This is a genomic window from Saccharopolyspora cebuensis (genome assembly GCF_039542665.1).
Classification (GTDB): Bacteria; Actinomycetota; Actinomycetes; order Mycobacteriales; family Pseudonocardiaceae; genus Saccharopolyspora; species Saccharopolyspora cebuensis.
The window spans coordinates 771,269-797,789 of sequence record NZ_BAABII010000003.1; the positions used below are offsets into that span (position 1 = coordinate 771,269).

The following is a 26,521-nucleotide window of genomic DNA, read 5'->3' on the forward strand; positions in this document are numbered from 1 at the left end:
CCGGAGAACCGCGCAACGGCCACCCGGTTGCCGCAGCCGCGCGGTTCTCCGGCGCCGCGGTCAGTTCACGCAGGGAACGCCGTTGGCGGTGATCGGTGGCTCGTCCGCGGTGTCCGGCGCCTGCGCCTGGACCGGGGCCTGGCGGAGACCGTCGAGCCGCACCGACTGCTGCCCGGCGAAGTCCGCGCCCGGACCGGCGTAGTCGTCGCCGAGGTAGACCTCCAGGTTGCCCGCCGACAGGTTCTGGCTCTCGGCGATCTCCACCCCGCCCAGCATCTCCGCGAGCTGCTGCGCGGCGGCCTGGTCGCCCGGCGCGTGGTAGATCAGCGAACTGGCCCGGGAGTCGGCGTTGGCGCTGCCGCCCGTGGTGAACCCGGCGGCGCCGACCTCCTCCAGCACCCGACCGGCCAGGCCGGTCTCGCCGGAGGCGTTGAAGACGCTGACCGTGGTGTCCTCGCGGGCCGCCGCCTGCTGCGCCTGCTGCTGCTCCTTGCGGGCGCGCTCCGCGGGCGGCAGCAGCAGGTTCGCCACGAACTGCCGCACCTCGGGCACCTGGATGGTGACGTCCTCCTCGCCGCTCTCGCCGACGAAGTGCACCGGCGCGGTGTGGAACTCGACGTCGCCCCCGGCGATGCCCTGCAACTGGGAGGCGAACCCGAGGATGTCGTTGGCCAGCTTGTCGTCCAGCACGACGGACCGCTCCACCGCGCCGACCAGATCGGTCAGCCGCGCCGGGTTGGCCAGCGTGCCCGCCGAGAGCACCTTGCCCACCAGGGCGGACATGAACACCTTCTGCCGGGTGACGCGGTCGAGCTCGTTGGTCAGGCCGTGCCGCTGCCGGACGAAGGCCAGCGCGTCAGCGCCCTGGATGGTCTGCGGTCCGGCGGGGAACACCGCGCCGGACCACTCGCTGTCGTCGACGGGCTCCTTCAGGCACACCTCGACGCCGCCGATGGCCTTGGTGACCTCGTAGAAGCCGAGCAGGTTCACCTCGGCGTAGTGGTCGATCCCGGCACCGCTGATGTCCTCGATCGTGCTGATCAAGAAGTTGCGCCCGGCCTCGCGGGCCTTCTTCTCGATCTCCTTGGGATCGGACAGGCCCTGCTCCTGCAGCTTCTCCGCCTCGGCGTTCTTGGCCCGGCTGAAAGCCTCGGTGAGCTTGTGCTTCCCGAACTCGCCCATGTCGACCAGGGTGTCGCGGGGGAAGGACACCGCGCTGGCCCGCTGCCCGCCGTTGGGGATCCGGACCAGGATCATGGTGTCGGTGAGGTCGCCGCTCTCGTAGGTGGTCCGCAGCTCGCGGAGCACCGACTCGGGCAGCGGGTTGCCCTCCTTGTCGTTGCGGCTGTCGTTGCCGATCAGCAGGAGGTCCACCGCGCCGTCCTCGGCGTACGGGCGCTCGGCCAGGTCCACGGCGCCCTCGCCGCCGCCGAACCGGTTCAGGCTCGCCCAGGCCAGGCCGGTGTAGCTGAGCACGATCACCGACAGCAGCGCGATGGCCGTGCGGCCGACCATCCGCCACGTCCGGCGGCCCCGGCGCTTGCCGGGCCGCGACCAGGTGTCGCCGGTCGGGGCTTCCCGGGAGCGCGACGGCGGGCGCCGGTGCTCACCGCTGCCCGCTCGGCCCGGGCCGGTGCCCACGCCCTCGGCGGGACGGGCGCGCCGTTCCGGTCGGCGGGAGCCCGGGAGGTCCCCCGAGCCGTTTCGTGGCCCGCGGGGCGGGACGGGTCGGCCAGGTTCCCCTGGCCACCTCGGCCGGTCCTCCACGCCTGATCCTCCTTGGCACGCCGGGCGTTACACCTTCGCGAGGTGATTTTGCTCGTGTTCGATGTGCAGGCTAGCGGTGATCCTTATGCCTCGGGTGAGGTCCCGGTAAGAGTGGTGAGATCATTCATAGGGTCTCGCACTCCGCGCGCCGGTTCGCGACCCGGGGGTGCGCGCGGACCGCACCCGGCCGTGTCAGACTTCGCACGCGGTCGCCCGGATGCGCGGTCGTGACGAGCTGGAATGGGGCGGAATGCGGATTCTGGTCACCGGCGGCGCCGGCTTCATCGGGTCGCACTACGTGCGGCAGCTCCTCGGCGGGGCGTACCCGGCGTTCGCCGGCGCCGAGGTCGTGGTGCTGGACAAGCTCACCTACGCGGGCAACGAGAAGAACCTGGATCCGGTCGCCGACGACCCGCGGTTGCGCTTCGTGCGCGGCGACATCTGCGACCGCGAGCTCACCCGCGAGCTGATGACCGGCACCGACGTGGTGGTGCACTTCGCGGCGGAGAGCCACGTGGACCGCTCCATCGACGGCGCGGACGCCTTCGTGGTGACCAACGTGCTGGGCACCAACACCCTGCTGAACTCCGCGCTGGAGACCGGCGTCGGCAAGTTCGTCCACGTCTCCACCGACGAGGTCTACGGGTCCATCGACACCGGCTCCTGGCCGGAGGAGCACGCTCTGGAGCCGAACTCGCCGTACTCGGCGGCCAAGGCGGGCTCGGACCTGCTGGCGCGGGCGTACTTCCGGACCCACGGGCTGCCGGTGTGCGTCACCCGCTGCTCCAACAACTACGGGCCGTACCAGTTCCCCGAGAAGATGCTGCCGCTGTTCGTCACCAACCTGATCGACGGGCTCGAGGTGCCGCTCTACGGCGACGGGCTCAACGTGCGCGACTGGCTGCACGTCACCGACCACTGCCGGGGCGTCCAGCTCGTCGCCGAATCCGGTCGTCCCGGTGAGGTCTACAACATCGGCGGCGGGACCGAGCTGACCAACCGGGAGCTGACCGGACGGCTGCTCGCCGCCACCGGCCGGGACTGGTCGCTGGTCCGCGAGGTCCCGGACCGCAAGGGCCACGACCGGCGCTACTCGGTGGACCACGGCAAGATCGCCGAGGAGCTCGGCTACCGGCCCGTCGTCGACTTCGAGACCGGCCTCGCCGAGACCGTCGAGTGGTACGCGACCCACCGCGACTGGTGGGAACCGCTGAAGGCGCAGGCGGTCGCCGGATGACCGGGCGGCTCGCGGTCCTGGTGCCCGGCGGTCGGGGGCAGTTGGGCGGGGAGCTGAAGCGGCTCGTCCAGCAGCGGTCCGGGTGGCTGGCGCACGCCCCGGGCTCGCGCGAGCTCGACGTGACCGACGAGGGCGCCGTGGCCGACGCGGTGGACTCCTTCGCCGAGACCGCCCGGGACGCGCGGCTGCGCCCGGTGGTGATCAACGCCGCCGCCTACACCGCGGTCGACGCGGCCGAGTCCGACGCCGGGGCCGCCGAGCGGATCAACGCGACCGGCCCGCGGTTGCTGGCTGCGGCCTGCGCGGGCAGCGGCGTGCCGCTGCTGCACGTGTCCACCGACTACGTCTTCGACGGGACGGCCACCGAGCCGTACGAGCCGGACGCGCCCACCGCGCCGCGCACCGCCTACGGTCGCACCAAGCTGGCCGGGGAACGCGCCGTGCTCGACTCCGCCGCGCCCGCCTGGGTCGTCCGCACCGCCTGGGTCTACGGCGGCGGCGGGGCCAACTTCGTGCGGAGCATGGTGCGGCTGGCCGCCGAACGCCCGGAGCTGTCCGTGGTGGACGACCAGATCGGTTCCCCGACGTGGGCCGCCGACCTGGCGGCCGGGCTGGTCGAACTCGCCGAGCGGGCGGCGCGGCGCGACGGCCCGCGGCAGCCGGTGCTGCACTGCACCAACACCGGTGCGGCGAGCTGGTGGGAGTTCGCGCGCGCCATCTTCGCCGAACTGGGCACCGACCCGGAGCGGGTCCGCCCGTGCGGCACCGCGGACTTCCCCCGCCCCGCCCCGCGCCCGGCCTACTCGGTGCTGTCCGACCGGGCGTGGCGCGACGCCGGGCTCACCCCGCTGCGCCCCTGGCGCGAAGCCCTCGCCGCGGCCTTCGAGCAGGACCCCAGGCTCACCACCTGACGCTCACCACCCGTTCGGGAACTGAGTGAGGGGCACCCTTGCCCAAGTTACTGGGACAAGGGTGCCCCTCACGCACGTCCCGAACGGGTGAGCGTCGTCCTGGGGCGTTCTGAGTGAGGGGCACCCTGTACCACGTCATGCGGTACAGGGTGCCCCTCACTCAGGTCGGGGGTCAGGTGCGGGCTGCGCGGTGGTAGGCGGCCCGGGTGGCTTCGGCGCAGGCGCGCCAGGTGAACCCGGCGGCGTGCGCGCGCCGCGCCGCGTCGGAGGCGGCGTCGCGGGGCCGGGCCGCGGCGGTGCGCAGGGCTTCGCGCAGCGCCCCGGGATCCCCGGGCGGGACCAGGTCCGCGTGCCCGCCGGTGACCTCGCGCAGCGCCGGGACGTCCGAGCACACCACCGGGACGCCGCAGGCCAGCGCTTCCAGGGCGGGCAGCCCGAACCCCTCGTCGCGGGACGGCAGCACCAGCGCGGCGGCCCCGGCGACCAGCCCGCGCAGCACGTCGTCGTCGAGGTAGCCGGTCCGCGTCACCGCGCCGTCCGGTGCGGTGAGCTGGCCCGCGGCGGCGGGGCCCGCGACGACCAGCGGCGGCAGGTCCGCCGACAGCGCCCGCAGCAGCACCGGCAGGCCCTTGCGCGGTCCCCCGGCCCCGACGAACAGCAGGTACTGGCCGGGAACGCCGAGCCGGGCGCGGGCCTCGGCGTCCAGCGGCGCGGCCGACGACCACGCCGGGTCCACGCCCAGCGGGGTGACCGCGATCCGCTCGGCGGGCACGTCGAGCCGGGTCCGCACCACCTCGGCGACCGCGGCGGTCGGGGTGCACACCACCGCGGCGCGCCGCGCCGAGCGCCGGACCAGCGCGGGCAGGTCCGGTTCGGCCAGCGCCGGATCGTCCAGGAAAGCCAGGTCGTGCACGGTGAGCACGCCGGGGGAGCGGGACGGCGGCAGCACGAAGTTCGTCCCGTGCACCACGTCGCCGACCGCTCCGAGCAGCTCGACCGGCGGGAACGGCAGCCGGCGCCAGCACGCGCGCAACGCCCGCGCCGGCACCGGCGGCCCGACCACCCGGGCGCCCGGCGGGACCAGCCCGGGCAGCGCGGCCCGGCCGCGCGCCGTGAACCCGATCACCCGCAGCGGCACCGCGCCCGCGAGCTCGGCCAGCAGGCACGCGGTGTAGCGGCCGATCCCGGTGCGCCGCCCGAGCAGCGGGGTGCCGTCGACGACGACCGCGGGCTCAGCCACGGCCGGGCAGCCGGTCGGCGGCCAGCCGCCGCAACCGGCCGGTGGCCCGCCGGGCGACCTCCAGCGGCCCGCCCGCGTCGAGGTACTCGCGCACCAGCGACAGGTCCCGCCGCACCCGCTCGCCGGGCAGCAGCGGGGCGCTGCGCACCAGCGGCGCGGTGGCCCGCAGCCGGTCGGCCGCCGGGCGCGGATCGCGGCAGAACGCGGTCAGCGGGGCGAGCACCGACTCCCAGGTGAACCGCTCCCGCACCGCCTCGATGCGGTCCCGGCAGCCCGCCGCGAACTCCTCGTCGTAGAGCACCTTCTCCAGCGCCTCGGCCAGCGCGGCCGGGTCCTCGGCGGGGACCACGACGCCGATCCGCTCCTGGCGCACCAGGTCGGCGAACGAGTCGCCGTCGGTGGTCACCACCGGCAGCCCGGCCCACAGGTAGTCCAGCACCCGGGTGCGGAACGCGAACGTGGTCTCCACGTGCTCGAAGTGCGTGGTGGCGCCGCAATCGGCGTCCAGCAGGAAGTTCTGCCGCTGCGCGTAGGGCACCCAGGTCTCGTTGAAGAACGCCGTCTTGCCCGTCATGCCGAGCTCCCGCGCCAGCGCCCGGGTCCGGTCGGCCATGCCCATCTCCGGCACGTCCGGGTTCGGGTGCTTCATGCCGAGGAAGAACAGCCGGACGTCGTTGTGGTCCTGGGCCAGCCGGTGCACCGCGCGCAGCAGCGTCAGCGGGTCGAACCAGCTGTAGACGCCGCCCGCCCACAGGACCACCTTGTCGTCGGCGTCGATGCCCGGCTGCGCCCCCTTGATCGCCGGACCGGTGCGGCGCGGCGCGACCGAGGGCAGCCCGAACGGCACCACCGACAGCAGCGAGCGCACCGTCGGGTCGTCGTCGTAGAGGCCCGGGGTCAGCCTGCCCAGCGACGCCAGGTGGCCGAGCCAGAAGTGCCGCTGCCGCTCCGAGGCGCACAGGAAGAAGTCCCCGCGCCGCAACTGGGTGTTGAGCACCTTGGTGACCCCGGCGAGGTCGGCCGCGCGCCGCTCGTCGTCGGTGTCCCGGCCCTGCTCCAGCAGTTCCAGGTGCATCGGGTCGTAGACGTCGCAGACCACGACGGTGGTGGAGTCGAGCTTCTTCAGCGCGGGCACCATCTCCAGCACGTGCCCCTGCAGGATCACCACGTCGGCCCACTCCACGTGGCCGGGCAGCTCGCGCTGCGTCGAGGCCACCACCGGGAACGCCGCGTCCGGCGCGTCGACCCTGGAGTTGACGCTGACCAGCCGCACCTCGTGCTCGGCGGCCAGCACCTCGGCCATGTGCCACGCGCGGATCGCCGGACCGGCCATCCGTTCGGTGACCGCGTCCCCGGTGATCACCGCGATCCGGCGCGGGCGGCCGAAGACCTCGTCGAGCTCGAACGCCTCGACCAGCGCGTCGTGCGCCGCGAGGTAGCGGGGCAGCGGGTAGGCCGGCTCCATCGCCTTGCGCATCAGCGGGATGAGGTCGGTGTCGCTGCGGACGCGGTCGCGCTGCTCCTGCTCCCGGGAGCGCTTCAGCGACGGCAGCAGCTCGACGAACTGGTCGATGGCCAGCATCCCGGCCAGCGCGCTGCGGTCCACCGGCACCGGGGAGGCGTCGTCCGGCCCGTCCGGGCGGCGGGTAATCTCCAGCTGCGTCGGGTCGACCTCGCCGCGCGCGGTGGCCCGCCGCACCGCCAGCGCCATCGCCGCGGGCAGCGCCTTGGCCAGCGTCTCGTCGGAGACGTTCTTGTAGAGGGTGGCCAGCGCGTTGCGCTCCAGCAGGTAGTGCTCGCGGGCGTCGCCGACTTCGGCCATCGAGGCGTGGTGCCGGTGGTAGGTCAGCGACCTCGGCTCGTAGCGCACCCGCCAGCCGCGCAGGTTCAGCCGCCAGCCGAGGTCGACGTCCTCGTAGAACATGAAGTAGCGGTCGTCGAAGCCGCCCAGGGCGGTGAACAGCTCCGCGCGCACGAACAGCGCCGAACCGGTGCCGAACAGCACGTCGCGGGCGGCGTCGTGGGAACCGTCGTCGAGCTCGCCCGCGTGCCGCTTGTAGCCCATGCCGAACCAGGTCAGCCCGCCGTCGACGAAGTCGATCCGCTGCCCGTCCCAGTCCAGCACCTTGCTGGCCACCGCGCCCACGGTCGGTTCGCCGCGCAGCACCGCGACCGCGGCGCGCACCCACGCGCGGTCGGGCCTGGCGTCGTTGTTGAGGAAGGCCAGCACCTGCCCGGTGGCCTGCTCCGCCGCGGTGTTGCAGCCGCCGGCGAACCCGGTGTTGGTGGCGGACTCGATCACCCGCACGTCCGGCGCGGCGGTCCGGATCCGGTCCGCGCTGCCGTCCCCGGAGGCGTTGTCGAGGCAGATCACCTCCAGCAGCTCCGCCGGGTAGTCGAGCTCGTCGCGCACCGCGCGCACGCAGGTGATGGTGTCGTCGGCGCCGCGGTGGTTGACCACGATCACGGACACGAGGGGGAGCTGCTCGGCCATGCCCCAAGCCTGCACCATCAGGTGATCGCGCGGGGCCGCGCCCTGAGGATCGGAGGGATGGTTCAGCGACCCGCCCAGTCGCGCCAGACCCGGGCCCGCGCCCGGGCGTCGCCCGCGGCGCGGCGGACGCGCAGCGCGGCGGGCAGCCCGCGCAGCACCTCCGCCAGCACCCGGAGCCGCAGCGGCACCCGGAAGTTCGCCGCGTCCGGCACCGCGCGGCGCAGCGGCAGCGCGGCGGTGATCGCGGCGAACCGGGCCAGCTCCCGCGCCGCCACCCGCCCGGGGGCGCAGCGCAGCAGGGTCAGCAGCCGGTTGCGCTCGTTCCAGCGGTGGAACGGGGCCGAACCCGGAGCGCTGCTCGCCCCGTGCAGGTGCACGGCGGTGGCCTCCGGGACCGCGACCACCGAGCGACCGGCCAGCCGGAACCGCCACGCGGTGTCGGTGTCCTCGTAGTAGCAGAAGTAGTGCGCGGGAACGCCGCCCGCGGCCCGCAGCACCTCGGTGCGCAGCAGCGCGGCCCCACCGCAGAAGCCGAACACCTCGGTCGCCCGCGGGACGTCGGCGCCGTGCCCGTCGGCGGTCAGCCGCACCCCCGACGACTGCACCCGCCCGTCCGGGGCGCGCAGCACCGACGAGGCCGCGGCGGCCGCCGGGTCCCGGTCCAGCGCCGCCTCCAGCGCGCCCAGCCAGCCCGGGTCGGGCGCCGCGTCGTCGTTGAGCCAGGCCATGAACGGCGTGCGCACCCGGTGCAGGGCGACCGCCATCGCCCCCGCGTAACCGGCGTTCACCGGCAGCCGGAGCACCTCCGGGGCGCTGGGGTGCGCCGCGAGCAGCTCGGCGGTGCCGTCGGTGGAGCCGTTGTCCACCACCAGCGCCCGGTGCGGGCTCCGCTGGGCGGCCAGCGCGTCCAGGCAGGCCGTCAGGTGCCGCGCCCCGCGCCAGGTCACCACCACCACGGTGCTGCGTGCCGTCGTCACGACCGACGACGGTAGCGGGCACCGGGCGTGGCAGGCTGGGCCGGTGCCCGAGCTCGTCGTGATCGCCGAGCAGCTGGTCGCCCCGGTCCCCGGTGGCACCGGCCGCTACACCCGCGAACTGCTGCGCGCGATGGCCCGCCTCGCCCCGCCGGGCTGGGAGCTGAGCAGCGTGGTCAGCCGCTCCGGTGATCCCGGCGCCGCCGAGGTGCCCGGGGTGCGGGGGCCCCGGGTGCTCCCGCTGCCGCGCCGCGGGCTGATCGCGGCCTGGGAGCGCGGCGTCCCGCTGTGGCCCGGCGGGGACGCGGTGCACGCCCCGACCCCGCTGGCCCCGCCCCGCCGCCGGGGGCGCCGCCTGGTGGTCACGGTGCACGACGCGGTCCCGTGGACCTGCCCGGGCACGCTGACCCGGCGCGGCGCCGGGTGGCACCGGCGGATGATCGGGCGGGCCGCGCGGCACGCCGACGCGCTGGTGGTGCCCACCCGCGCGGTGGCCGCCGAACTGGCCGCCCGGGTGTCCGGCGCACCGGTGCACGTCATCGGCGAAGGCGTCCCGCCGTCGCTGCTCGCCGAACCCGATCCCGGTCGGCTGCCGGACCTGCCGCCCCGCTACGTGCTCGCCGTCGGCACCGTGGAACCGCGCAAGGGCTACCAGCACCTGGTGCCCGCGATGGGCCTGCTGCCCGAGCGCGACCTGCCGCTGCTGATCGTCGGCTCGCCGGGCTGGGGCGGGCTCGACGTGCCCGCGCTGGCCGCCGAGCACGGCGCCGACGTGCGGCTGCTCGGCGCCGTCGACGACGCCGACCTCGCCGTCCTGCTGCGCCGCGCCACCGCGCTCGCGGTGCCCAGCCTCGACGAGGGGTTCGGGCTCCCGGCGCTGGAGGCGATGGCCCTGGGCGTCCCGGTCGTGCACTCCGACGCCCCGGCCCTGGTGGAGGTCGTCGGCGGCGCGGGCTTCGCCGTGCCGCGCGGTGATCCGGCGGCGCTGGCCGCCGCGCTGCGCCGGGCCACCGACCCCGACGTCCGCGCCGGGGCGGCCGAGCGGGGCCGCCGCCGCGCGGCCGACTTCGACTGGGAACGCACCGCCCGCGCCGTCTGGCACCTGCACACCGGCGACGTGCACCCTGCCGAGACCTGAGTGAGGTGCCCCGCACTCGGATCCGGGCCGGTGGGCGGCGACCGTTTTCACCGGAACGTGCCCGGCCGCTCCCGGTCGTTCCGTACCCTGCTCGGGTGCGCAGAGGTGATCCGCGAATCCTGATCGACGCCACCGCGGTCCCAGCGGACCGGGGCGGCGTCGGCCGGTACGTGGATTCCCTGCTGGCCGCGCTGGACGCCGACGGCGCCCGGATCGCGGTGGCCTGCCAGCCGCGCGACGCCGAGCTGTACCACGCGCTCGCCCCGCGCTCCCGGATCGTCCCGGCGGCCGAGGCGGTGGCGACCCGCACCGCCCGGCTCACCTGGGAGCAGACCACGCTGCCCCGCCTGGTCCGCCGCCTCGGCGTCGACGTGCTGCACTCGCCGCACTACACCACGCCGCTGGCCAACCCGGTCGCCTCCGTGGTGACGCTGCACGACGCGACGTTCTTCACCGACCCGGCGCTGCACTCCCCGGTCAAGGCGCGGTTCTTCCGGGCGTGGACCCGTGCGGCGCTGCGCCGGGCCACCCTGTGCGCGGTGCCGAGCCAGGCGACCGCCGCGGAACTCGCCCGCACCGCCGGGGCCGACCGGCGCGCGATGCACGTGATGTACCACGGGGTCGACCCGGACCGGTTCCACCCGCCCGCGCCGGAGGAGATCCGCGCCGTCCGCGAGCGGCTCCAGCTCCGCGACCAGCCCTACGTGGCGTTCCTCGGCGCGCTGGAACCGCGCAAGAACGTGCCCGCGCTGATCCGCGGCTTCACCCTCGCCTGCCTGGGCCGCCCCGACCCGCCGGCGCTGGTGCTGGCCGGGCAACCCGGCTGGGACACCCGGGTGGAGCGGGCGCTGGAAGCGGTGCCGCACCGCTTCCGGGTCATCCGCGCCGGGTACCTGCCCTTCGACCAGCTCGCCGGCTTCCTCGGCGGCGCCGACGTGGTCGCCTACCCGAGCATCGGCGAGGGCTTCGGCCTGCCGGTGCTGGAGGCGATGGCGTGCGGGGCGGCGGTGCTCACCACCCGCAGGCTGAGCCTGCCCGAGGTCGGCGGCGAGGCGGTCGCCTACGGCGGGGTCGACGAGGGCGCGATCGCCACCGCGCTCGCCGAGCTCCTCGACGACCCCGCCCGGCGCGCCGCGCTGGCCGAGGCGGCGCAGCGGCGGGCCAAGGAGTTCACCTGGGCGGCGTGCGCCGTGCGGCACCGCGCCGCCTACGAGCGCGCCCACGACCTGCACGGCCGCACCCGCTGAGCGCCCGACCGGAACCGGCGCGGACCTCCGTCCGGGCGGGCACCCGCCGGACGGCAGAATCGACCGGGTGACCGACGTGCGCACCTATGGCGATGAGCTCGCCGTCGTGACCGTGACCTACTCGCCGGGCGAGACGCTGGAACGCTTCCTCGACACCCTGGCCACCGCCACCGAGCGGTCGGTGCGGGTGGTCCTCGCCGACAACGGATCGACCGACCAGGCGCCGCAGCAGGCCGCCGCAGCCCACGACCACGTCGAATTCGTGCCCACCGGCGGCAACCTCGGCTACGGCGCCGGTGCCAACCGGGGCGTCGCGGCGCTCGGCCCGGAATGCGGCTGGGTGGTGGTGGCCAACCCCGACCTGGAGTGGGGCGAGGGCTCGCTGGACGAGCTGCTCGCGGCGGCGGGCCGGTGGCCGCGCGGCGGTGCCTTCGGGCCGCTGATCACCGAACCCGACGGCGCGGTCTACCCGTCCGCCCGGCTGCTGCCCTCGCTCGGCCGCGGCGCCGGGCACGCGCTGCTGGGCAAGGTCTGGCCGGCCAACCCGTGGACCCGGGAGTACCGGCAGTCCGAGGCCGAGATCACCGAGCGCGCGGCGGGCTGGCTGTCCGGGTCCTGCCTGCTGCTGCGCCGCGAGGCGTTCGACTCGGTCGACGGGTTCGACCCGCGCTACTTCATGTACTTCGAGGACGTCGACCTCGGCGACCGGCTCGCCCGCGCCGGGTGGCGGAACGTGTACGTGCCCAGCGCCCGGGTGATGCACATCGGCGGCGCCTCCACCAGCAGCGCCTCCGGGCGGATGCTCGCCGAGCACCACCGCAGCGCCTACCGCTACCTCGCCGACCGCCACCCCGGACCGGTCAACGCCCCGCTGCGCCTCGCGCTGCGCGGTGCCCTGTCGGCGCGCGCCAAGCTGGAGACCCGCTCGGCGAAGACCTGATGGGGTGAACTCACCCGGGAGAACACCGAGTGAGGGGCACCCTTGTCCGAGTTACTTGGGCAAGGGTGCCCCTCACTCATTTCTCGAACGGGTGAGGCCGGGCGTGAGGGGCCTTTCGGAATGCGGCGGAGCCGCATGCGGTGAGGCACGCAGCCGGCACCGCCGCGGGTTCTCAGCGGTCTTCTCGCGAGGACGCCCTGACGCTGTGTACGTGGTTGGTACATGAGGAAGGGCGCCCGGAGCGAGAAGGCCGCTGAGGTTCCGCTACCCGCACCGCCACGCAGGCCATCGGCGAAAACGGTCCTCGCTGGTCAGTACTGGGGGTAGTGCTGGGGTGCGGAGCCGAGGGGGCCGAACTCGTCCGGGCCGCGCTGGGCGTGGTACGGGTTCGGCGGGAGCTGCCCGTAGTCCTGGGACGGCCAGCCGGTCTGCTGCTGCGGCGGTGCCTGCGGGGCCTGCGGCTGCTGGACCTGCTGGGGCGGCGCGGAGTTCGGCAGCACCTGCGTGGTGTCCGGGTGCTGCGCCTCCTCGGCGGCGCCGACCACGGAGCGCGGTATGCGGACGGTGTTCGCGGCATCCATCGGGGAGGTGGCGTTGTCGGGGGTGACGACGAACGCGCTGCGTGCCCGCGCGCGAGCAAGTGCTTCGTCGGCTCGATGGCGCGGGTCCATAAGGAAGCCCTCTCAGTCGCCGGGTCGGTGTCCGCAAGGTCTGGGCATCGGGTCGGGCGTTCGGCCCCCACGAGGTGGCCCCGCCGTCCATTATGACGTGGCCCCTGCCAGAGTATTCCCCCCAATGGGTTTTCGTCATGGTAAGCGCGAGGAGGAGCCGTCCCGATGTCCACCGATGCCGAAGCGGTCGTGCTGGTCGGCGGCAAGGGGGTGCGGCTGCGCCCGCTGACCCTGTCGGCGCCGAAACCGATGCTGCCCACCGCCGGGGTGCCGTTCCTGAGCCACCTGCTGTCCCGGCTGCGCGCGATCGGCGTCCGGCACGTGGTGCTGGGCACCTCCTACAAGGCGGAGGTGTTCGCCGAGCACTTCGGTGACGGATCGGAGCTGGGCCTGGACCTGGAGTACGTGGTCGAGGAGGAGCCGCTGGACACCGCCGGGGCGATCCGCAACGTCGCCGACCGGCTCAGCGCCCCCGACGTGCTCGTGTTCAACGGCGACATCCTCTCCGGCGTCGACCTCGGCGCGCTGCTCGCGGCGCACCGGGCCGATGCGGCCGACGTCACCCTGCACCTGGTGCGGGTGGACGACCCCCGGCGCTTCGGCTGCGTGCCGACCGACGCCGACGGCCGGGTCACCGCGTTCCTGGAGAAGACCGACGACCCGCCGGTGGACCAGATCAACGCCGGTTGCTACGTGTTCCGCCGCGAGGTGATCGACGCCATCCCCGCCGGGCGGCCGGTGTCGGTGGAGCGCGAGACCTTCCCCGGCCTGCTGGCCGGCGGCTCCCGGGTGGCGGGCTTCGTGGACTCCTCGTACTGGCTGGACATGGGCACGCCCGCGGCGTTCGTGCGCGGCTCGGCCGACCTGGTGCGCGGCGTGGTGCCCTCCGCGGCGCTGCCGGGCGAGCCGGGTGAGGCGCTGCTGCTGCCCGGGGCCGAGGTGGCGGCGGACGCGGTGGCGCGCGGTGGGAGCACCGTCGGCGCGGGTTGTACGGTCGAAGCGGGGGCCCACGTCGACGGGTCGACCCTGTTCGACGGCGCGCGCGTGGGCGCGGACGCCGTGGTGGAGCGCAGCGTGCTCGGTGCCGGGGCCGTGGTGGGCCCGGGCGCGGTGCTGCGCGACGTGGTGGTCGGCGACGGCGCGACGATCGGCGCCGGCTGCGAACTGCTCGACGGGCTGCGCGTGTGGCCGGGCGTGGAACTGCCCCCCGGCGGCGTGCGGTTCTCGGCGGACTGATCAGGAGCCTCTCCCGGCCGGCGAGCGGCTCCGGCGCGGAGAGGACCCGATGGACGCTGAACGGACGTGGCTGCCGCCGTACCCGCTCGACCTGGAGCGGGTGCTGGCGCCGCTGCGCCGGGGCAGCGGCGACCCGACCTTCCTGGCCGGGCCGGACGGCCTCTGGTGGGGCACCACCACGACCGCCGGTCCGGCGACGCTGCGCCTGCGCGAGGCCGCCGGCGGCGAGGTCGTCGCGACCGCTTGGGGGCCCGGTGCGGCCCGGGTCCTCGACGGGGTTCCCGACCTGCTCGGCGCCGCCGATGACGACACCGGGTTCGAGCCGGTGCACGACGTGGTCGCCCGGGGCAGGCACCTGTCCCGGGGGATGCGGCTGGGTGCGACCGGCCGGGTGTGGGACGTGCTGCTGGCCGCGGTGCTGGAGCAGAAGGTCACCGGCCGCGAGGCGTGGCGGTCCTGGCGGGAGCTGGCCCGCCGCTTCGGCGCCGCGGCGCCCGGTCCCGCCCCCGACCGGCTGCGGGTGCCGCCGGACGCGCAGCGGGTGCGGGCCGTCCGCGACTGGGAGTGGCACCGCGCCGGGGTCGACGGCGCCCGCCGCCGCACCCTGCTCGCGGCGGCCTCGGTGGCCGGAAGCCTGGAGCGGGCCGCCGAGCTGCGCGGCACCGCCGGGCGCGAGCTGCTGCGGAAGGTGCCGGGCATCGGACCGTGGACCGCGGCCGAGATCGCCCAGCGCGCCTGGGGCGACCCGGACGCCGTCAGCGTCGGCGACTACCACCTGCCCACCATCGTGGGGCTGGCGCTCACCGGCCGTCCCGCCGACGACGAGGGGATGCTGGCCGCCCTGGAGCCCTACGCGGGCCACCGGCACCGGGCCGTCCGCTGCCTGACCGCGGCCGGGGCCGGGCGGCCGCGGTACGGCCCCAGGATGCCCGCCCGCGACTACCGGGCGATGTGATTCCCGTACCTCGCCGAGCGGTTCCCGGAGCGAGGAGGCCGCTGACCCGTACCGGAAGCGGTTCCGAGAACCGCCCGGACGCCGCTCAGCCGTCCCGCTGCGCGGTGAGCCGGGCGCGGGCGGCCGCGACCATCGGTTCGAGGCCGGACTCCGGCGGGAGGGCGTCCACCGGCCACCAGCGCAGGTCCAGGGACTCGTCGCTGCGCCGGGGTTCGGCCCCCGCCGGGGCGCGGACCGCGAAGCGGACGTCGAAGTGCCGGGTGGGCACGCCCAGCGAGCAGGTGATCGGGTGGACCTCCAGGTGCACCGGGTCCGGGTCCACGACCAGCCCGTCGATCCCCGACTCCTCGGTGGCCTCGCGCAGCGCGGCCCCGGCCAGCGACAGGTCCTCCGGCTCGCAGTGCCCGCCGAGCTGCAACCACAGCCCGACCCTGGGGTGCAGGGTGAGCAGCACGTGCTCGCCCGCCGCGTCGAACAGCACCGCCGAGGCGGTCAGGTGCCCGGGCTCGCAGGCGCGCAGGCACGCGTCGTCCGGGCGGGCCGCCAGCAGCCCGAGGTAGGCGTGCCGCAGCGAGCTCTGCTCGGGGGCCTCCGGCGCCCAGTCCCGCAGCACCGCGCGGGCGTCCGCGCTCAGCGCGCCGGTCACAGCTCCACCCACCCCTCGTCGAGGTCCCGGGGCGGCCGGGGTCCGGCGGCGGGTTCGGCCGGGTGCCCGATCGCGACGGCGCCCAGCGGCTCCCAGGAGTCCGGCAGGTCGAGCTGGCCGCGGACCACGTCGGGGCAGAACAGCGTCGAGGACACCCAGCAGGAGCCCAGCTCCTCGGCGGCCAGCGCCACCAGCAGGCCCTGCACCGCCGCGCCGCCGGCCACGGTGAACATCCGCTCCTCGGCCGCGGACCGCCGCTGGTCGGGGTAGTCGTGCGCGCCCTCGCGCACCAGGAACGGCAGCACCACCTCGGGGGCGTCGTAGAGCAGCCCGCCGCGAGCGGTGCGGCGCCGGGCGGCGTGCTCGTCCATCCCATCGCCGTGCAGGTCGTCCAGCCAGGCGGTGCGCATCGCGTCCAGCAGCTTCGTCCGCAGTGGACGGTTGCGGAGCCGCACGAAGCGCACCGGCCGGGTGTGGTGCGGTGCGGGTGCGGTCAGCGCGGCGCCGACCGCCCGCCGCAGCGCCTCCGTATCCACCGGTTCGTCGCTGAACGAGCGGATCGAGCGGCGCACCAGCACCGCCTCCCGGCGGCCCTGCTCGAGGGCCTCCCGGGTGCCCATCCGGAACAGGTCCTCCGCGGCCGGGCGGACCAGGTCCCGCGCGGTGGAGCCGTCGTCCTCGGCGGTGAACCCGCGCAGCACCGCCACCGGAACTCCGCCGAGCTTGCCCTTGACCAGGTCGGCGGCCCCGGCGATCTCGTCGGCGACGGCGACCGAGGTGACCGCGAGCTCGTTGCCCTGCGCGTCGGTGCTGCCCGCGTAGCGGTGCAGCACCCGCAGCCCGGCGGAACCGATCGCCACGTCGGTCTGGCCGTTGCGCCAGGCGCGGCCCATGGTGTCGGTGATGACCACCCCGACCCGCACGCCCAGCCGCGCGGCCAGCCCGTCGACCAGCCGCCGCGCGGACGCGTCGGGGTCCTCGGGCAGCAGCGCGATGCGGTCCCGCGGCACGTTCGAGGCGTCGACGCCGGAGGCGGCCTGCACGATGCCGAGCCGGTTCTCGGTGATCAGGGTCCGCCGGTACCGGGCGAGCACCGAGGTGGACTCGGCGAGCACCAGTTCGCGCCGCACCCGGTCGCGCTCCTCCGGGTCGGGCGGGGCGGGGACCATCCGGTCCTCGACCTTGGACACCACCTTGCTGGTGACCACCACGACGTCGCCGTCGTCGAGCCACGGCGCGGCGGCGGCGATGGCGGCGGCCAGGTCGTCGCCCGCCCCGAACTCGGGCAGCCCGGTGACCGCGTGCAGCTCCAGCCCGGCGGCGGCGTGATCCTTCATCGGTCCCCTCCCGGCAGCCCGGCCAGCTCGAAGGCGGCCCGCGCCATCTCGGCCGTGGCGTCCACATCGGACATCAGCAGCGGCACCGCGCGGACCGCCACGCCCGGGACCTCGGCGGTGTCGCCGGTGTGCACCAGCCAGCCGTCCAGGATGCCGTCCGCGCTCCGCGCGCCGTAGTGCGCGGCGACCGCCTCGGCGGTGCTGTCCACGCCGATCGCGCGCAGGCAGGCGTCGGCCATCCCGCGCAGCGGTCGGCCGCCGACGATCGGGGACAGCCCCACCACGGGAGCGGGCCCGGACCGCAGCGCCTCCCGGAAACCGGGGACCGCGAGCAGCGTGCCGATGCTGACCACCGGGTTCGACGGCGCCACCAGCACCACGTCGGCCTCGGCCAGCGCGGCGAGCACCGCCGGGCTCGGTGCGGCCTCGTCGGCGCCCACCGGCACGATCGCGCCCGCCTCCGGCTCGGCCCGGTAGCGCACCCACCACTCCTGGAAGTGCACCGCGCGCGGCTCGCCGCTGGCCGGGTCCTCGATCGCGACGTGGGTCTCCACCCGGTCGTCGGTGACCGGCAGCAGCGCCGCGCCGGGCCGCCACCGGTCGCACAGCGCCTCGGTCACCGCCGACAGCGAGTACCCGGCGCGCAGCATCCGGGTCCGCACCAGGTGGGTGGCGATGTCCCGGTCGCCCAGGCCGAACCAGCTCGGCTCGGCGCCGTAGGCGGCCAGCTCGTCCTTGACCGACCAGGTCTCGTCGAGCCGTCCCCAGCCCTTCGCCGAGTCGATCCCGTCGCCCAGGGTGTACATGCAGGTGTCGAGGTCCGGGCAGATCCGCAACCCGTGCATCCAGGCGTCGTCACCGACGTTGACCACGGCGGTGATCTCGTGCTCCGAGGGCTGCTCGGGCTCGCCCACCGGGGGCAGGCCCAGCGCCGCCTTCACGCCGAGGAGGAAGCGGGCGCCGCCGACGCCGCCGACCAGAACTACGACCTTCACGGCTCCGATCCTCGCACGCGCGCGAGTCCGCGCGGCGGCATCCCACCGGCCGGGACCCCGGTCGGTCCCAGAACCGGCGGTCAGTCCCAGAACCGGAACAGGCCTTGGCCCTGGAGCGACAGCCACGCGTCCCCGCCGACCACGTCGAAGACGAAGTAGGCCAGGCCGAAGAACGCCGGTGCCACCCCGGGAACGCCCAGGATCACCATGAACAGCACCAGCGGCGCCCACGGGCGGGCGCGCTCGCCGAACTGCCGCGCCGGACCGGACAGCCACGGTTCCAGCGCGCCGTACCCGTCCAGGCCCGGCACCGGGAGGATGTTGAGCACGAACGCGATCACCTGCAGGAAGGCCAGGTAGGACAAGCCCGCCGCGAGCCCGGGCGGCATCGGCAGCAGCGCCACCGCGGTGGCCAGCAGCAGGCCCAGCACCAGGTTCGTCGCCGGTCCGGCCAGCGACACCATCGATTCGGTGCGCCGCCCGCGCAGCGCGTGGTGGTTGATCCACACCGCGCCGCCCGGCAGCGGGATGCCGCCGATCGCCACGAACAGCAGCGGCAGCACGATGCTCAGCACGGGATCGGTGTAGCGGCGCGGATCCAGCGTCAGGTAGCCCTTCAGGGCCACTTCGCGGTCGCCGCCCCGGAACGCGGTGATGGCGTGCCCGAACTCGTGCAGGCACAGCGAAACCGCCCAGCCGCCGAGGACGATCAGCACCACCCCGGCGATCCGCAGCGGGGTGGCGTCGAAACCGGCGAGCACGCAGCCCAGGGCGGTCACGCCGAGCAGGGCGAGGAAGACGGGGCTGACCCGTGTCGCGGAGTGTGTCACACCACCAGTGTCCACAACCGCTCACCGGGCGAGGTCGTCCGCGGGGTGGTATCCATGATCACGGACACCGGCGGGGCCGGAAGGACCACAGGTCGTTGCGCTGAACGAGCCCTTCCGAGCGCCGTCCGGGGAGATCCCCGCGGTGTCCCCCTACGGAAGGTTTCCGCTTGACCGCAAGGAGCTACACGGGTGTAATCACAGCAGTGTTATTCGCTGACGTGAACCGCTGCCGCCCTGGTCGGTGCGGTGATCGTGCGGCGCCCGACCGGCGCGGGAGGCCAGGTCGGGATACGGGTCGATCGAGGTCCGGCGACCGCTGAGGAGCCGGGACCCGTCGGCGACGGTGGCGAGGACGCCGTCGAAGGTGCGGCACGCCGCGAAGAGGAGCGGTGGCAGGCCCACCGCAGCCTGGAGTGCGTCCCTGTTCCGGCCCTGGGGAGGGCCGGTGGGATCGGGAGAGACCGGGGGCTTGAGCCATGTGGGAATCAGGAGAGGGCCGGCTGATGGAGCGTGGGGACGCTCGGATCGCGGAACTCGACATGCTGTCCGACCTGTTCGAACTCGACGAGGAAGAGCAGGAGTGGCAAGAACGCGCGCTGTGCGCGCAGACCGACCCGGAGGCGTTCTTCCCGGAGAAGGGCGGATCCACCCGGGAGGCCAAGCGGATCTGCGCCGGCTGCGAGGTCCGCGCCGAATGCCTCGAATACGCGCTGGCGCACGACGAGCGCTTCGGGATCTGGGGCGGACTGTCCGAACGGGAGCGTCGCAAGCTCAAGCGCCGCGCCGTGTGAGGCGGCCTCCGGACCGGCGGGGAAATCCGCCGGTCCGGAGCTGTCCCGATTCCCCCGGTGGTGCACTACCGTTGCGCGGTGGGTGGACCAGCCGTGGGGAGGTTCAGTGGCCGCGACCGCGCCGGTGCTGGCGATCGTGCTGTGCCGGGACGAGTCCCCGGTGGACGCGCTGGAAGTCTTGCGGCACCAGGAGATCCGTCCCCGCCGGGTGATCGCGGTGGGCCGGGGCGAGGAGCTCGCCGCGGCCCGCGCCGACGGCCTGGTCGACGAGGTGCTCGACGCCGGGACCGGCACCGCCGCCGTGCGGCGGGCCGCTGAGCGCGCGACCGGCGAGGAGTGGCTGTGGCTGCTCCCGGCGGGCACCGCGCCCGAACCCGGTTGCCTGGCCGCGCTGCTCGCCGTCGCCGCGCGGGATCCGGACGCCGCGGCGATCGGCCCGCTGGTGCTCGACCGCGACGATCCCCGGCTGGTCGTCGCCGCCGGTCTGTCCACCGACAGCAGCGGGAACCGGCGATCCGGCGGCGATCTGTCCGAAGTGGACCCGGCGTTGCTGGGCGCCGCACCCGGGATCACCGAGGTGCTCGCCGTCCCGGCCGCCGGAGCGCTGCTGCGCCGCGAGGTCGTCGAACGGCTCGGTGGGCTCGACCCGGAGCTGCCGCTGCGCGGTGCCGACCTCGACCTCGGCTGGCGGCTCAACCTCGCCGGGCACGCGGTGGTGTGCGCGAGCACCGCGCGGGTGCGGGCGCCGCGCCCGGAACCCGCGTCCGCCGACCGCGCTGCCGGGGTGCGCACCTTCCTGGTCGGCACCGCGCGGTGGTCCGCCCTGCTCGGGGCGCCCCGGCTGGCGTGGCTGGCGCTGCTCCGGCTCGTCGGGTTCGCGCTGCTGCGCCGCTGGACCGAAGCCCGCACCGAGGCGTCGGTGCTCACCGCGCTGCTGCGCGGACGGCTCGGGATCACCGCCGCCCGGGCCCGCCGCGCCGAAGTCCTCCCGAGCCGCCACGACGTGCGCGGGCTGCGCACCGGACGGCCCGAACGGCTGCGCACCGCCCTCCGCCGCCGGGTGGCGGCGCTGGTGCGCGCCCGCGTCGCGCAGGACCCGGCGTGGGGCGATCCGGTGCCCGTCCCCGACGAGCCGCCCGGCGGGGGCGGCGCCGAACCGGTGCGGCGCCGGGGTCGCCGCGGCGGCGGTCCGGTCGTGGTGACCGCCGGGATCGGGGACGTCCCCTCCCCGGTGCAGCGCCGCCCCGAGCTGCTGGCGGTGCCGGTCGACGGCCGCCGGCTGCTGCGCGCCCTCGTGCTGACCCCACCGCTGCTGCTCACCGCCGCGCTGCTGGTGTTCGCCGTCGTCGCGGGCGGGGTGCTGGCCGAGGCGGGCAGGTTCAGCACCGAGCTGCACGGCGGCCGCCTCTTACCGGTCGCCGACCTGGGCACCACCTGGGGCGACTACCTCGCCGCCTGGCACCCGGCCGCCGGGGGCACCGCCGCCCCGGCGAGCCCGTCGCTGCTGGTGCTGGCCCTGTTCGGGTCGGTCCTCGGCGGTCCGGCGGTGGTGGTCGCCGGGCTGTTCGGCCTCGGCGTCGTGCTGGCCGGGCTCACCGCCTACGCGGCGACCCGGGCGCTGCCGGTGTCGCGCACCCGGCGCGCGCTGGTGGCGGCGGCCTACGCGCTGCTGCCCGCGGTGGCGCTGTCGGCGGTCCAGGGACGGCTCGACGTGCTCGTGGTGCACGTGCTGGTGCCGCCGGTGCTGGCCGGGATCGCCGCGGCGGCCGGGCCGTCGCCGGACCGGAGCTGGCTGGCCACCGCCTGCCTGACCGCGCTGGGCCTGGCCGGGATCGGCGCCTTCGTCCCCCTGCTGCACCTGGTGCTGGTGGCCCTCGCGGTGCTCGGTTTCGTCGCGGTGCCCGCCGCCCCCGGCCACGCCCGCCGCCGCGCCGCCGGCCTGGCCGCGCTCGTGCTGCTCCCGGTGGCCTGCCTGCTGCCGTGGCCGCTCCAGTGGGTGCGCCACCCGGAACTCCTGCTGCACGGCACCGGCGCCCCGCTGCCCGCCGCGCCCGCCGGGCCGTGGCTGCTGGCGCTGAGCCCGGACGGCACCCCGCTCGCGCTGGCGGGCGTCCTGCTGGTGGTCGGCGCGCTGGGGGCGCTGCTGCTCGCGCCGAGCAGGCGGATGCTGCCCGGCGTCGTGGTGCTCGTCGCGGGCTGGGCGGCGGCGGTGCTGGTCGGCACCTGGACCGCCGCGCCGATCGGGGGCGGGCCGAGCGGACCCGGCTGGGCGGGGGCGCCGCTGGTGCTGGCCGCCGCCGGGTGCTGCTGGATGCTGCTGGGCACCGGCCGGCTCAGGTCCGGCCTGTTCAGCGCCCGGGTCGGGCGTCGCGCGCTGCCCGTCGCCGCCTGCCTCACCGCCGCCGGGCTGCTGGGGCTCGCCGCCTCGGGAGCGCTGGTGGGGGTGGACGGCCCGCTGCGCGCCCGCTCCACCCCGGTCGATCCGGCGCTGGCCGCTGAACTGCGGGAACCCGGTCGGCTGCTGGACCTGGGCGAACCCGCCCGGCTGCCCGGCGGTGCCCGGCCGCGCTTCGGCGACGCCGACCTGGCTCCGGTGCCCTCGGCCGCCCGCTGGCGGGACCGGGTGCGCGCCGACCTGCGCTCCGGCGACCCGGAACGGGTGCGCGGGGCGCTGGCCTCGGCCGCCGCGCGCGGGGTCTCGCACGTGGCCACCGACGATCCGCGGCTGGTGTCGGCGGCGGGCAGCCTCGCCACCGAGCGCGGCCGACTGCCGGACGGGCGGGTGGTGCTGCGCCTGCTGTTCCCGAGCAGCCCGGTCTCGCTGCTCGGGCCCGACCTGGCCCGGCAGGCGCGCACCGAACCGGCCCCGGCGCCGCGGGCCCGGCCGCTGCCGGTGGACGCCGCGCCGCCCGCGGTCGCGGTGCGGGTGACCCCGGGCGGGGTGGGCCGGACGCTGGTGCTGGGCGTCCCGCAGGAGCCCGGGTGGTGGGCCACCGTCGACGGGCGGGCCGCGCCGCTGGCGACCGCCTGGGGCGACCAGGTCGCGGTCCCGCTGCCGGAGCGGGCCGCCGAGGTGCGGGTCGGCTACACCGAGGCGCCGCGCACCGCGCTGCTGATCGCGCAGGCCGCGGCGATCCTGTTCACCGCGGTCGCCGCGCTGCCCGGGCGGGTCACTGCTCGTCGATGACGTCCGGGTCCAGGCCCAGGTAGGCGGCCACCTGCTCGACCAGCACGTCGTGCAGCAGGTCGGCCATGTCCGTGCCGTCGCGCGCGCGGGCCTCCAGCGGGCGCCGGTAGAGCACGATGCGGGCCCGCGTGGGCAACCCCCTGCGGTCCACGCCCGCCGGGACGAGCCTGGCCAGCGGCACGTTGGCGTCCACCACCACGTCGTCGTCCCAGACCAGCTTCTCCGGGACGGTGGTCTCGATCTCGGGCACCTCGTCGACGGCGACGTCGAGCTGGGTCAGCTCGGCGTGCCAGCGCTGCTCGATCGGCTCCAGCGCCTCCAGCACCAGCGCGTCGAAGCGCTGCGAGCGGCTGCGCGAGACCGGCACCGACGACGGGTACAGCGGTCCGCGCAGGCCGCGGCCGCGCCGGTCCCGCTGAAGCCGGCCGCGCCGCCGAGATCCACGTGCGGTCACCACGCGCAGAGGGTACGCCTCCCACCCGGTCGCGGAGGAAGCGCTCCGCGCCGCGGCGTCGGCTTTTCGCACGGCAGGTGCGGCGGGAGCACCCGTTGTGATCCGTTCCGCCCGAGCCGTTCCCGCGTGCCTGCGGCGCGGGCCGGGCCCGGGGCGCTATCGTGCGTGTCGTGCGGAGCGTGAGGCGGTGCTCGCGGACGGGATGTACCAACCCGGCCGTCGCCACGCTCACGTATGCCTACGCCGACTCGACCGCGGTCGTCGGCCCGCTGGCCACCTCGGCCGAGCCGCACAGCTACGACCTGTGCGAGGCGCACGCGCTGCGGCTGACCGCGCCGAAGGGGTGGGAGGTCGTCCGGTACGAGGGCGAGTTCGCGATGCCCGAGCCCTCGGACGACGACCTCACGGCGTTAGCCGAGGCGGTGCGGGAGGCCGGACGCTCCGACCGCCCGGTGCCGCCTGACCTGGGCACCACCGGCATCCGCCGCGGGCACCTCCGGGCGCTGCCCGATCCGGTGGACGAATAAGGCCGGTGGACGAATAAGGCCGGTGGACGAATAAGGCCGGTGGACGGGAGCCGATCGAGGAGCGGACGCGGCGGTGTCGCGGATCGAACGGCCCGGTGAACACCGTGATGAACGGCTCGCGGGCGCCGAGCGACCCCCAGCGGGACGGTGCTCGCCGGTAGGCTTCGGTCCACACCGAGGCCGTATCTGGGAGGGCAAGCGTGCGGGACCTGTCCGGGATCGTCAAGGCGTACGACATCCGCGGGGTGGTGGGGGAGCAGCTCGACGAGGACCTCGTCCGCGAGTTCGGCGCCGCCTTCACCCGCCTGGTCGGCGGACCGGCGATCGTCGTCGGCCACGACATGCGGGAATCGTCGCCGGGTCTGGCCGCGGCCTTCGCCGAGGGCATCGCCGGCCAGGGCATCGACGTGATCAACATCGGGCTGGCCAGCACCGACATGCTGTACTTCGCCTCCGGCCGGCTGGAGCTGCCGGGCGCCATGTTCACCGCCAGCCACAACCCGGCGCAGTACAACGGCATCAAGCTGTGCCGGGCGGGCGCGGCCCCGGTGGGCCAGGACAGCGGGCTGTCCGAGATCCAGGAGCTCGTCACCCACGGGGTGCCGGAGTTCCTCGGCGCCCAGGGCGGCATCTCGGAGCGGACCATGCTCGGCGACTACGCCGAGTTCCTGCGCGGGCTCGTCGACCTCCGGTCGATCCGGCCGCTGAAGATCGTGGTCGACGCGGGCAACGGCATGGGCGGGCACACCGTGCCGACCGTGTTCGAGGGGCTGCCGATCGAGGTGGTGCCGATGTACTTCGAGCTCGACGGCACCTTCCCGAACCACGAGGCCAACCCGCTGGACCCGGCCAACCTGGTCGACCTGCAGGCCAAGGTGCGCGAGGTCGGCGCCGACGCGGGCCTGGCCTTCGACGGCGACGCCGACCGCTGCTTCGTGGTCGACGAGAACGCCGACCCCGTTCCGCCGAGCGCCATCACCGCGCTGGTCGCGGTGCGCGAGCTGGCCAAGGAGCCCGGCGGGACGGTCATCCACAACCTGATCACCTCGAAGTCGGTGCCGGAGATCGTCGCCGAGCACGGCGGGCAGCCGGTCCGCACCCGCGTCGGCCACTCCTTCATCAAGCAGACGATGGCGGAGACCGGTGCGATCTTCGGCGGCGAGCACTCCGCGCACTACTACTTCCGCGAGTTCTGGCGCGCCGATTCGGGGATGCTGGCGGCGCTGCACGTGCTCGCCGCGCTCGGCGGGCAGGACCGGCCGCTGTCGGAGCTGATGGCCGAGTACACCCGGTACGCGGCCTCGGGGGAGATCAACTCGACGGTCGACGACCAGGCCGAGCGGATGCGCGCGGTCGCCGACGCGTTCCGGGAACGCAACGGTGCTCGTGTCGACGACCTCGACGGGCTTACCGTGGAGCTCGGCAACGGATCGTGGTTCAACCTGCGTCCCTCCAACACCGAGCCGCTGCTCCGGCTCAACGTGGAGGCGGGGGACGCCGACACCGTGGCCGCGCTGCGCGACGAGGTGCTGGCGGTAGTCCGCGGCTGAAGACGTCGTCTACCCGACGGCCGGAGTGCGAGCCCGGGGCGATCCGGGCGACCTTGGGAGGAAATATGGCCGCCGCGCTGGAACCCCAGTTGCTGGAGATCCTGGCCTGCCCGTGCGAGCAGCACGCACCGCTGCAGCCGGGACTCGCCGACGATCCGGAAGCCGACTACCTGACCTGCACCTCGTGCGGTCGCGGCTTCCCGATCCGGGACGGCATCCCGGTCCTGCTGCTGGAGGAGGCCGTCGGCGGCCCCTCCGGAGGCAGGTGAGGGCGATGCTCGACGACACCCTCTTCGACGACCCCGCCCGGCTGGTCGAGGCCGACGGGCGGGGGCTGCTGCGGCAGGCGGCCCTGTCCGGGGCGCAGGTGCGGGCGGCCGTCGAGACGGCCGCCGAGAAGGGCCTCGACGACCTCGCCGAACTGCGCCCGCGCGCCCTGGTGCTGCTGGCCCGGCCCGGGGTCGGTGACGGGGTGTGCCGGGTGCTGGCGGCGCTGCTCGGCCCGGCGTGCCCGGTGCCGGTGGTGATCGCCGACAGCGCCCCGTCCTGGATCGGTGCGCTGGACGTGGTGTTCGCGCACACCGACGACGGCAACGACCAGGTGCTCGCCGAGTCGCTGTCGCGGGCCTCCCGGCGCGGCGCGACGGTCGTGGTGGCCGTGCCGCAGGACGGTCCGGTGGCCGCCGCGGGCGCCGGACGCGCCACGGTGCTGCCGCCCCGGTTGCCGGTGCCGCCGGAGCTGTCGTTCGGCCACGCCTTCGCCTCCGGGCTGGCGGTGCTCGGCGCGCTCGGGTTGCTGCGCACCGACACCGAGGCGCTGGCCGACGCGCTGGACCGGGAGTCCGAGCGGGCCCACCCGGACAACGACGTGCTGGTCAACCCGGCCAAGTCGCTGGCGCTGCGGGTCGCCGAGCACACCCCGCTGCTGTGGGGGATCGAGCCGGTGGGCGCCGCGGTCGCCGCGCACGGCGCGTTCGCCTTCGGCTGCCTCGCCGGGGTGGCCTGCGACGTCGCCGACTACCACCAGGCGGTCACCCGGACCGCGCTGCTGCGCGCGGCGAGCTCGGTCGGCTCGGAGGCCGACCTGTTCGCCGACCCGGACGAGCGCGGTGCCGGGGCGCTGCGGGTCTTCCTGGTCCGGGCCCGGCAGGACGACCGGACCGAGGCCGTCGAGCGGGCGGCGGTCCGGGACCTGCCCGGCGCGGACCTGCTGAGCCCGGACGGGTCGGAGCAGGAGGACGCCGCGGTGCGCGCCGGGGTCTTCGCCGCTCGCTTCGACCTCGCCGCCGTCTACCTCGGGCTGGCCTCCGGCACCGTCAACGGCCCGGGTTGGCCGGCCCTGGCGGCGCACTGAGGGGAAAGGTCAGGGCCACCCCCGATGCGGGCGCGGCCAC

General features: G+C 75.6%; 24 protein-coding genes. 13 read left to right on the forward strand and 11 right to left on the reverse strand.

The window, feature by feature from the left end:
- Window positions 1–60: 60 nt before the first annotated feature.
- Window positions 61–1,641: an LCP family protein gene (locus tag ABD976_RS06335; protein WP_345358557.1), complete on the reverse strand. Its 1,581-nt coding sequence runs from the start codon at window positions 1,639–1,641 to the stop codon at window positions 61–63.
- A 376-nt stretch (window positions 1,642–2,017) separates the two neighbouring features.
- On the opposite strand from ABD976_RS06335, the gene rfbB reads away from it, so the two are divergent.
- Together rfbB and rfbD are read left to right on the forward strand one after the other, a co-directional pair.
- A complete protein-coding gene (gene rfbB / locus ABD976_RS06340) occupies window positions 2,018–3,004 on the forward strand; it encodes a dTDP-glucose 4,6-dehydratase (protein ID WP_345358560.1) in 987 nt (328 codons plus the stop codon).
- On the forward strand, window positions 3,001–3,915 hold the full coding sequence (gene rfbD / locus ABD976_RS06345; protein WP_345358562.1) for a dTDP-4-dehydrorhamnose reductase: 915 nt from the start codon (window positions 3,001–3,003) through the stop codon (window positions 3,913–3,915). Before rfbB ends, rfbD begins: the two co-directional genes overlap by 4 nt.
- A 172-nt stretch (window positions 3,916–4,087) precedes the next feature.
- Here rfbD and ABD976_RS06350 read toward each other — a convergent pair whose 3' ends face one another.
- From ABD976_RS06350 to ABD976_RS06360, 3 genes are read right to left on the reverse strand one after another with little or no spacing between them, the layout of a single operon-like run.
- Window positions 4,088–5,155 carry a glycosyltransferase family 4 protein gene (locus ABD976_RS06350; RefSeq protein WP_345358565.1) on the reverse strand — a complete coding sequence of 356 codons (1,068 nt, stop codon included), beginning with the start codon at window positions 5,153–5,155 and terminating at the stop codon, window positions 4,088–4,090.
- Window positions 5,148–7,667 carry a glycosyltransferase gene (locus tag ABD976_RS06355; protein WP_345358568.1) on the reverse strand — a complete coding sequence of 840 codons (2,520 nt, stop codon included), beginning with the start codon at window positions 7,665–7,667 and terminating at the stop codon, window positions 5,148–5,150. Before ABD976_RS06355 ends, ABD976_RS06350 begins: the two co-directional genes overlap by 8 nt.
- Before the next feature lie 44 nt (window positions 7,668–7,711).
- Entirely contained in the window at window positions 7,712–8,626 is a 915-nt protein-coding gene (locus tag ABD976_RS06360; RefSeq protein ID WP_345358570.1) for a glycosyltransferase family 2 protein, read from the reverse strand.
- Between the two features lie 43 nt (window positions 8,627–8,669).
- Between ABD976_RS06360 and ABD976_RS06365 the strand changes: the two genes are divergently transcribed.
- The 3 genes from ABD976_RS06365 to ABD976_RS06375 all read left to right on the forward strand — a co-directional run bounded on the left by ABD976_RS06365 (window position 8,670) and on the right by ABD976_RS06375 (window position 11,948).
- Window positions 8,670–9,761: a glycosyltransferase family 4 protein gene (locus ABD976_RS06365; protein ID WP_345358573.1), complete on the forward strand. Its 1,092-nt coding sequence runs from the start codon at window positions 8,670–8,672 to the stop codon at window positions 9,759–9,761.
- 116 nt (window positions 9,762–9,877) lie between these two features.
- Window positions 9,878–11,008 carry a glycosyltransferase family 4 protein gene (locus ABD976_RS06370; RefSeq protein ID WP_345358761.1) on the forward strand — a complete coding sequence of 377 codons (1,131 nt, stop codon included), beginning with the start codon at window positions 9,878–9,880 and terminating at the stop codon, window positions 11,006–11,008.
- A 67-nt stretch (window positions 11,009–11,075) separates the two neighbouring features.
- Entirely contained in the window at window positions 11,076–11,948 is an 873-nt protein-coding gene (locus ABD976_RS06375; RefSeq protein WP_345358576.1) for a glycosyltransferase, read from the forward strand.
- Window positions 11,949–12,259: 311 nt separating this feature from the next.
- Here ABD976_RS06375 and ABD976_RS06380 read toward each other — a convergent pair whose 3' ends face one another.
- Window positions 12,260–12,529 (reverse strand): hypothetical protein, encoded by a 270-nt coding sequence (locus tag ABD976_RS06380; RefSeq protein ID WP_345358579.1) that lies wholly within the window; start codon window positions 12,527–12,529, stop codon window positions 12,260–12,262.
- Window positions 12,530–12,784: 255 nt separating this feature from the next.
- Between ABD976_RS06380 and manB the strand changes: the two genes are divergently transcribed.
- A complete protein-coding gene (gene manB, locus ABD976_RS06385) occupies window positions 12,785–13,855 on the forward strand; it encodes a mannose-1-phosphate guanylyltransferase (protein WP_345358582.1) in 1,071 nt (356 codons plus the stop codon).
- Between the two features lie 49 nt (window positions 13,856–13,904).
- Window positions 13,905–14,810: a DNA-3-methyladenine glycosylase family protein gene (locus ABD976_RS06390; protein WP_345358585.1), complete on the forward strand. Its 906-nt coding sequence runs from the start codon at window positions 13,905–13,907 to the stop codon at window positions 14,808–14,810.
- Window positions 14,811–14,895: 85 nt separating this feature from the next.
- On the opposite strand, the gene ABD976_RS06395 is transcribed toward ABD976_RS06390, so the two are convergent.
- The 5 genes from ABD976_RS06395 to ABD976_RS06415 all read right to left on the reverse strand — a co-directional run bounded on the left by ABD976_RS06395 (window position 14,896) and on the right by ABD976_RS06415 (window position 19,020).
- A complete protein-coding gene (locus ABD976_RS06395) occupies window positions 14,896–15,456 on the reverse strand; it encodes an NUDIX hydrolase (RefSeq protein WP_369775252.1) in 561 nt (186 codons plus the stop codon).
- Complete coding sequence (locus tag ABD976_RS06400; protein ID WP_345358588.1) at window positions 15,453–16,793, reverse strand: coenzyme F420-0:L-glutamate ligase; 1,341 nt, start codon at window positions 16,791–16,793, stop codon at window positions 15,453–15,455. The genes ABD976_RS06395 and ABD976_RS06400 overlap by 4 nt, the downstream gene beginning before the upstream one ends.
- Complete coding sequence (gene cofD, locus ABD976_RS06405; protein ID WP_345358591.1) at window positions 16,790–17,788, reverse strand: 2-phospho-L-lactate transferase; 999 nt, start codon at window positions 17,786–17,788, stop codon at window positions 16,790–16,792. The genes ABD976_RS06400 and cofD overlap by 4 nt, the downstream gene beginning before the upstream one ends.
- Before the next feature lie 80 nt (window positions 17,789–17,868).
- On the reverse strand, window positions 17,869–18,618 hold the full coding sequence (locus ABD976_RS06410) for a site-2 protease family protein (protein WP_345358594.1): 750 nt from the start codon (window positions 18,616–18,618) through the stop codon (window positions 17,869–17,871).
- 195 nt (window positions 18,619–18,813) lie between these two features.
- Complete coding sequence (locus tag ABD976_RS06415) at window positions 18,814–19,020, reverse strand: hypothetical protein (protein WP_345358597.1); 207 nt, start codon at window positions 19,018–19,020, stop codon at window positions 18,814–18,816.
- A 137-nt stretch (window positions 19,021–19,157) separates the two neighbouring features.
- Between ABD976_RS06415 and ABD976_RS06420 the strand changes: the two genes are divergently transcribed.
- Window positions 19,158–19,409, forward strand: coding sequence for a WhiB family transcriptional regulator (locus ABD976_RS06420; RefSeq protein WP_345358766.1), 252 nt, complete (start codon window positions 19,158–19,160; stop codon window positions 19,407–19,409).
- A gap of 106 nt (window positions 19,410–19,515) precedes the next feature.
- On the forward strand, window positions 19,516–22,596 hold the full coding sequence (locus tag ABD976_RS06425; RefSeq protein ID WP_345358600.1) for a glycosyltransferase: 3,081 nt from the start codon (window positions 19,516–19,518) through the stop codon (window positions 22,594–22,596).
- Here the strand turns inward: ABD976_RS06425 and ABD976_RS06430 are convergent.
- Window positions 22,580–23,053 carry a metallopeptidase family protein gene (locus ABD976_RS06430; protein ID WP_345358603.1) on the reverse strand — a complete coding sequence of 158 codons (474 nt, stop codon included), beginning with the start codon at window positions 23,051–23,053 and terminating at the stop codon, window positions 22,580–22,582. The two genes, ABD976_RS06425 and ABD976_RS06430, sit on opposite strands and share 17 nt — an antisense overlap.
- Before the next feature lie 167 nt (window positions 23,054–23,220).
- Between ABD976_RS06430 and ABD976_RS06435 the strand changes: the two genes are divergently transcribed.
- From ABD976_RS06435 to ABD976_RS06450, 4 genes are all read left to right on the forward strand, one after another.
- Window positions 23,221–23,577 carry a DUF3499 domain-containing protein gene (locus tag ABD976_RS06435; protein ID WP_345358606.1) on the forward strand — a complete coding sequence of 119 codons (357 nt, stop codon included), beginning with the start codon at window positions 23,221–23,223 and terminating at the stop codon, window positions 23,575–23,577.
- A 200-nt stretch (window positions 23,578–23,777) separates the two neighbouring features.
- The gene (locus tag ABD976_RS06440) at window positions 23,778–25,127 is read left to right on the forward strand and encodes a phosphomannomutase/phosphoglucomutase (protein ID WP_345358609.1); all 1,350 of its coding nucleotides are present in this window, start codon (window positions 23,778–23,780) and stop codon (window positions 25,125–25,127) included.
- A 65-nt stretch (window positions 25,128–25,192) separates the two neighbouring features.
- Window positions 25,193–25,396, forward strand: a complete 204-nt coding sequence (locus ABD976_RS06445; protein WP_345358612.1) for a Trm112 family protein — start codon at window positions 25,193–25,195, stop codon at window positions 25,394–25,396.
- A gap of 5 nt (window positions 25,397–25,401) precedes the next feature.
- Window positions 25,402–26,481, forward strand: a complete 1,080-nt coding sequence (locus ABD976_RS06450) for a hypothetical protein (RefSeq protein ID WP_345358615.1) — start codon at window positions 25,402–25,404, stop codon at window positions 26,479–26,481.
- The last annotated feature ends 40 nt before the right edge of the window (window positions 26,482–26,521 follow it).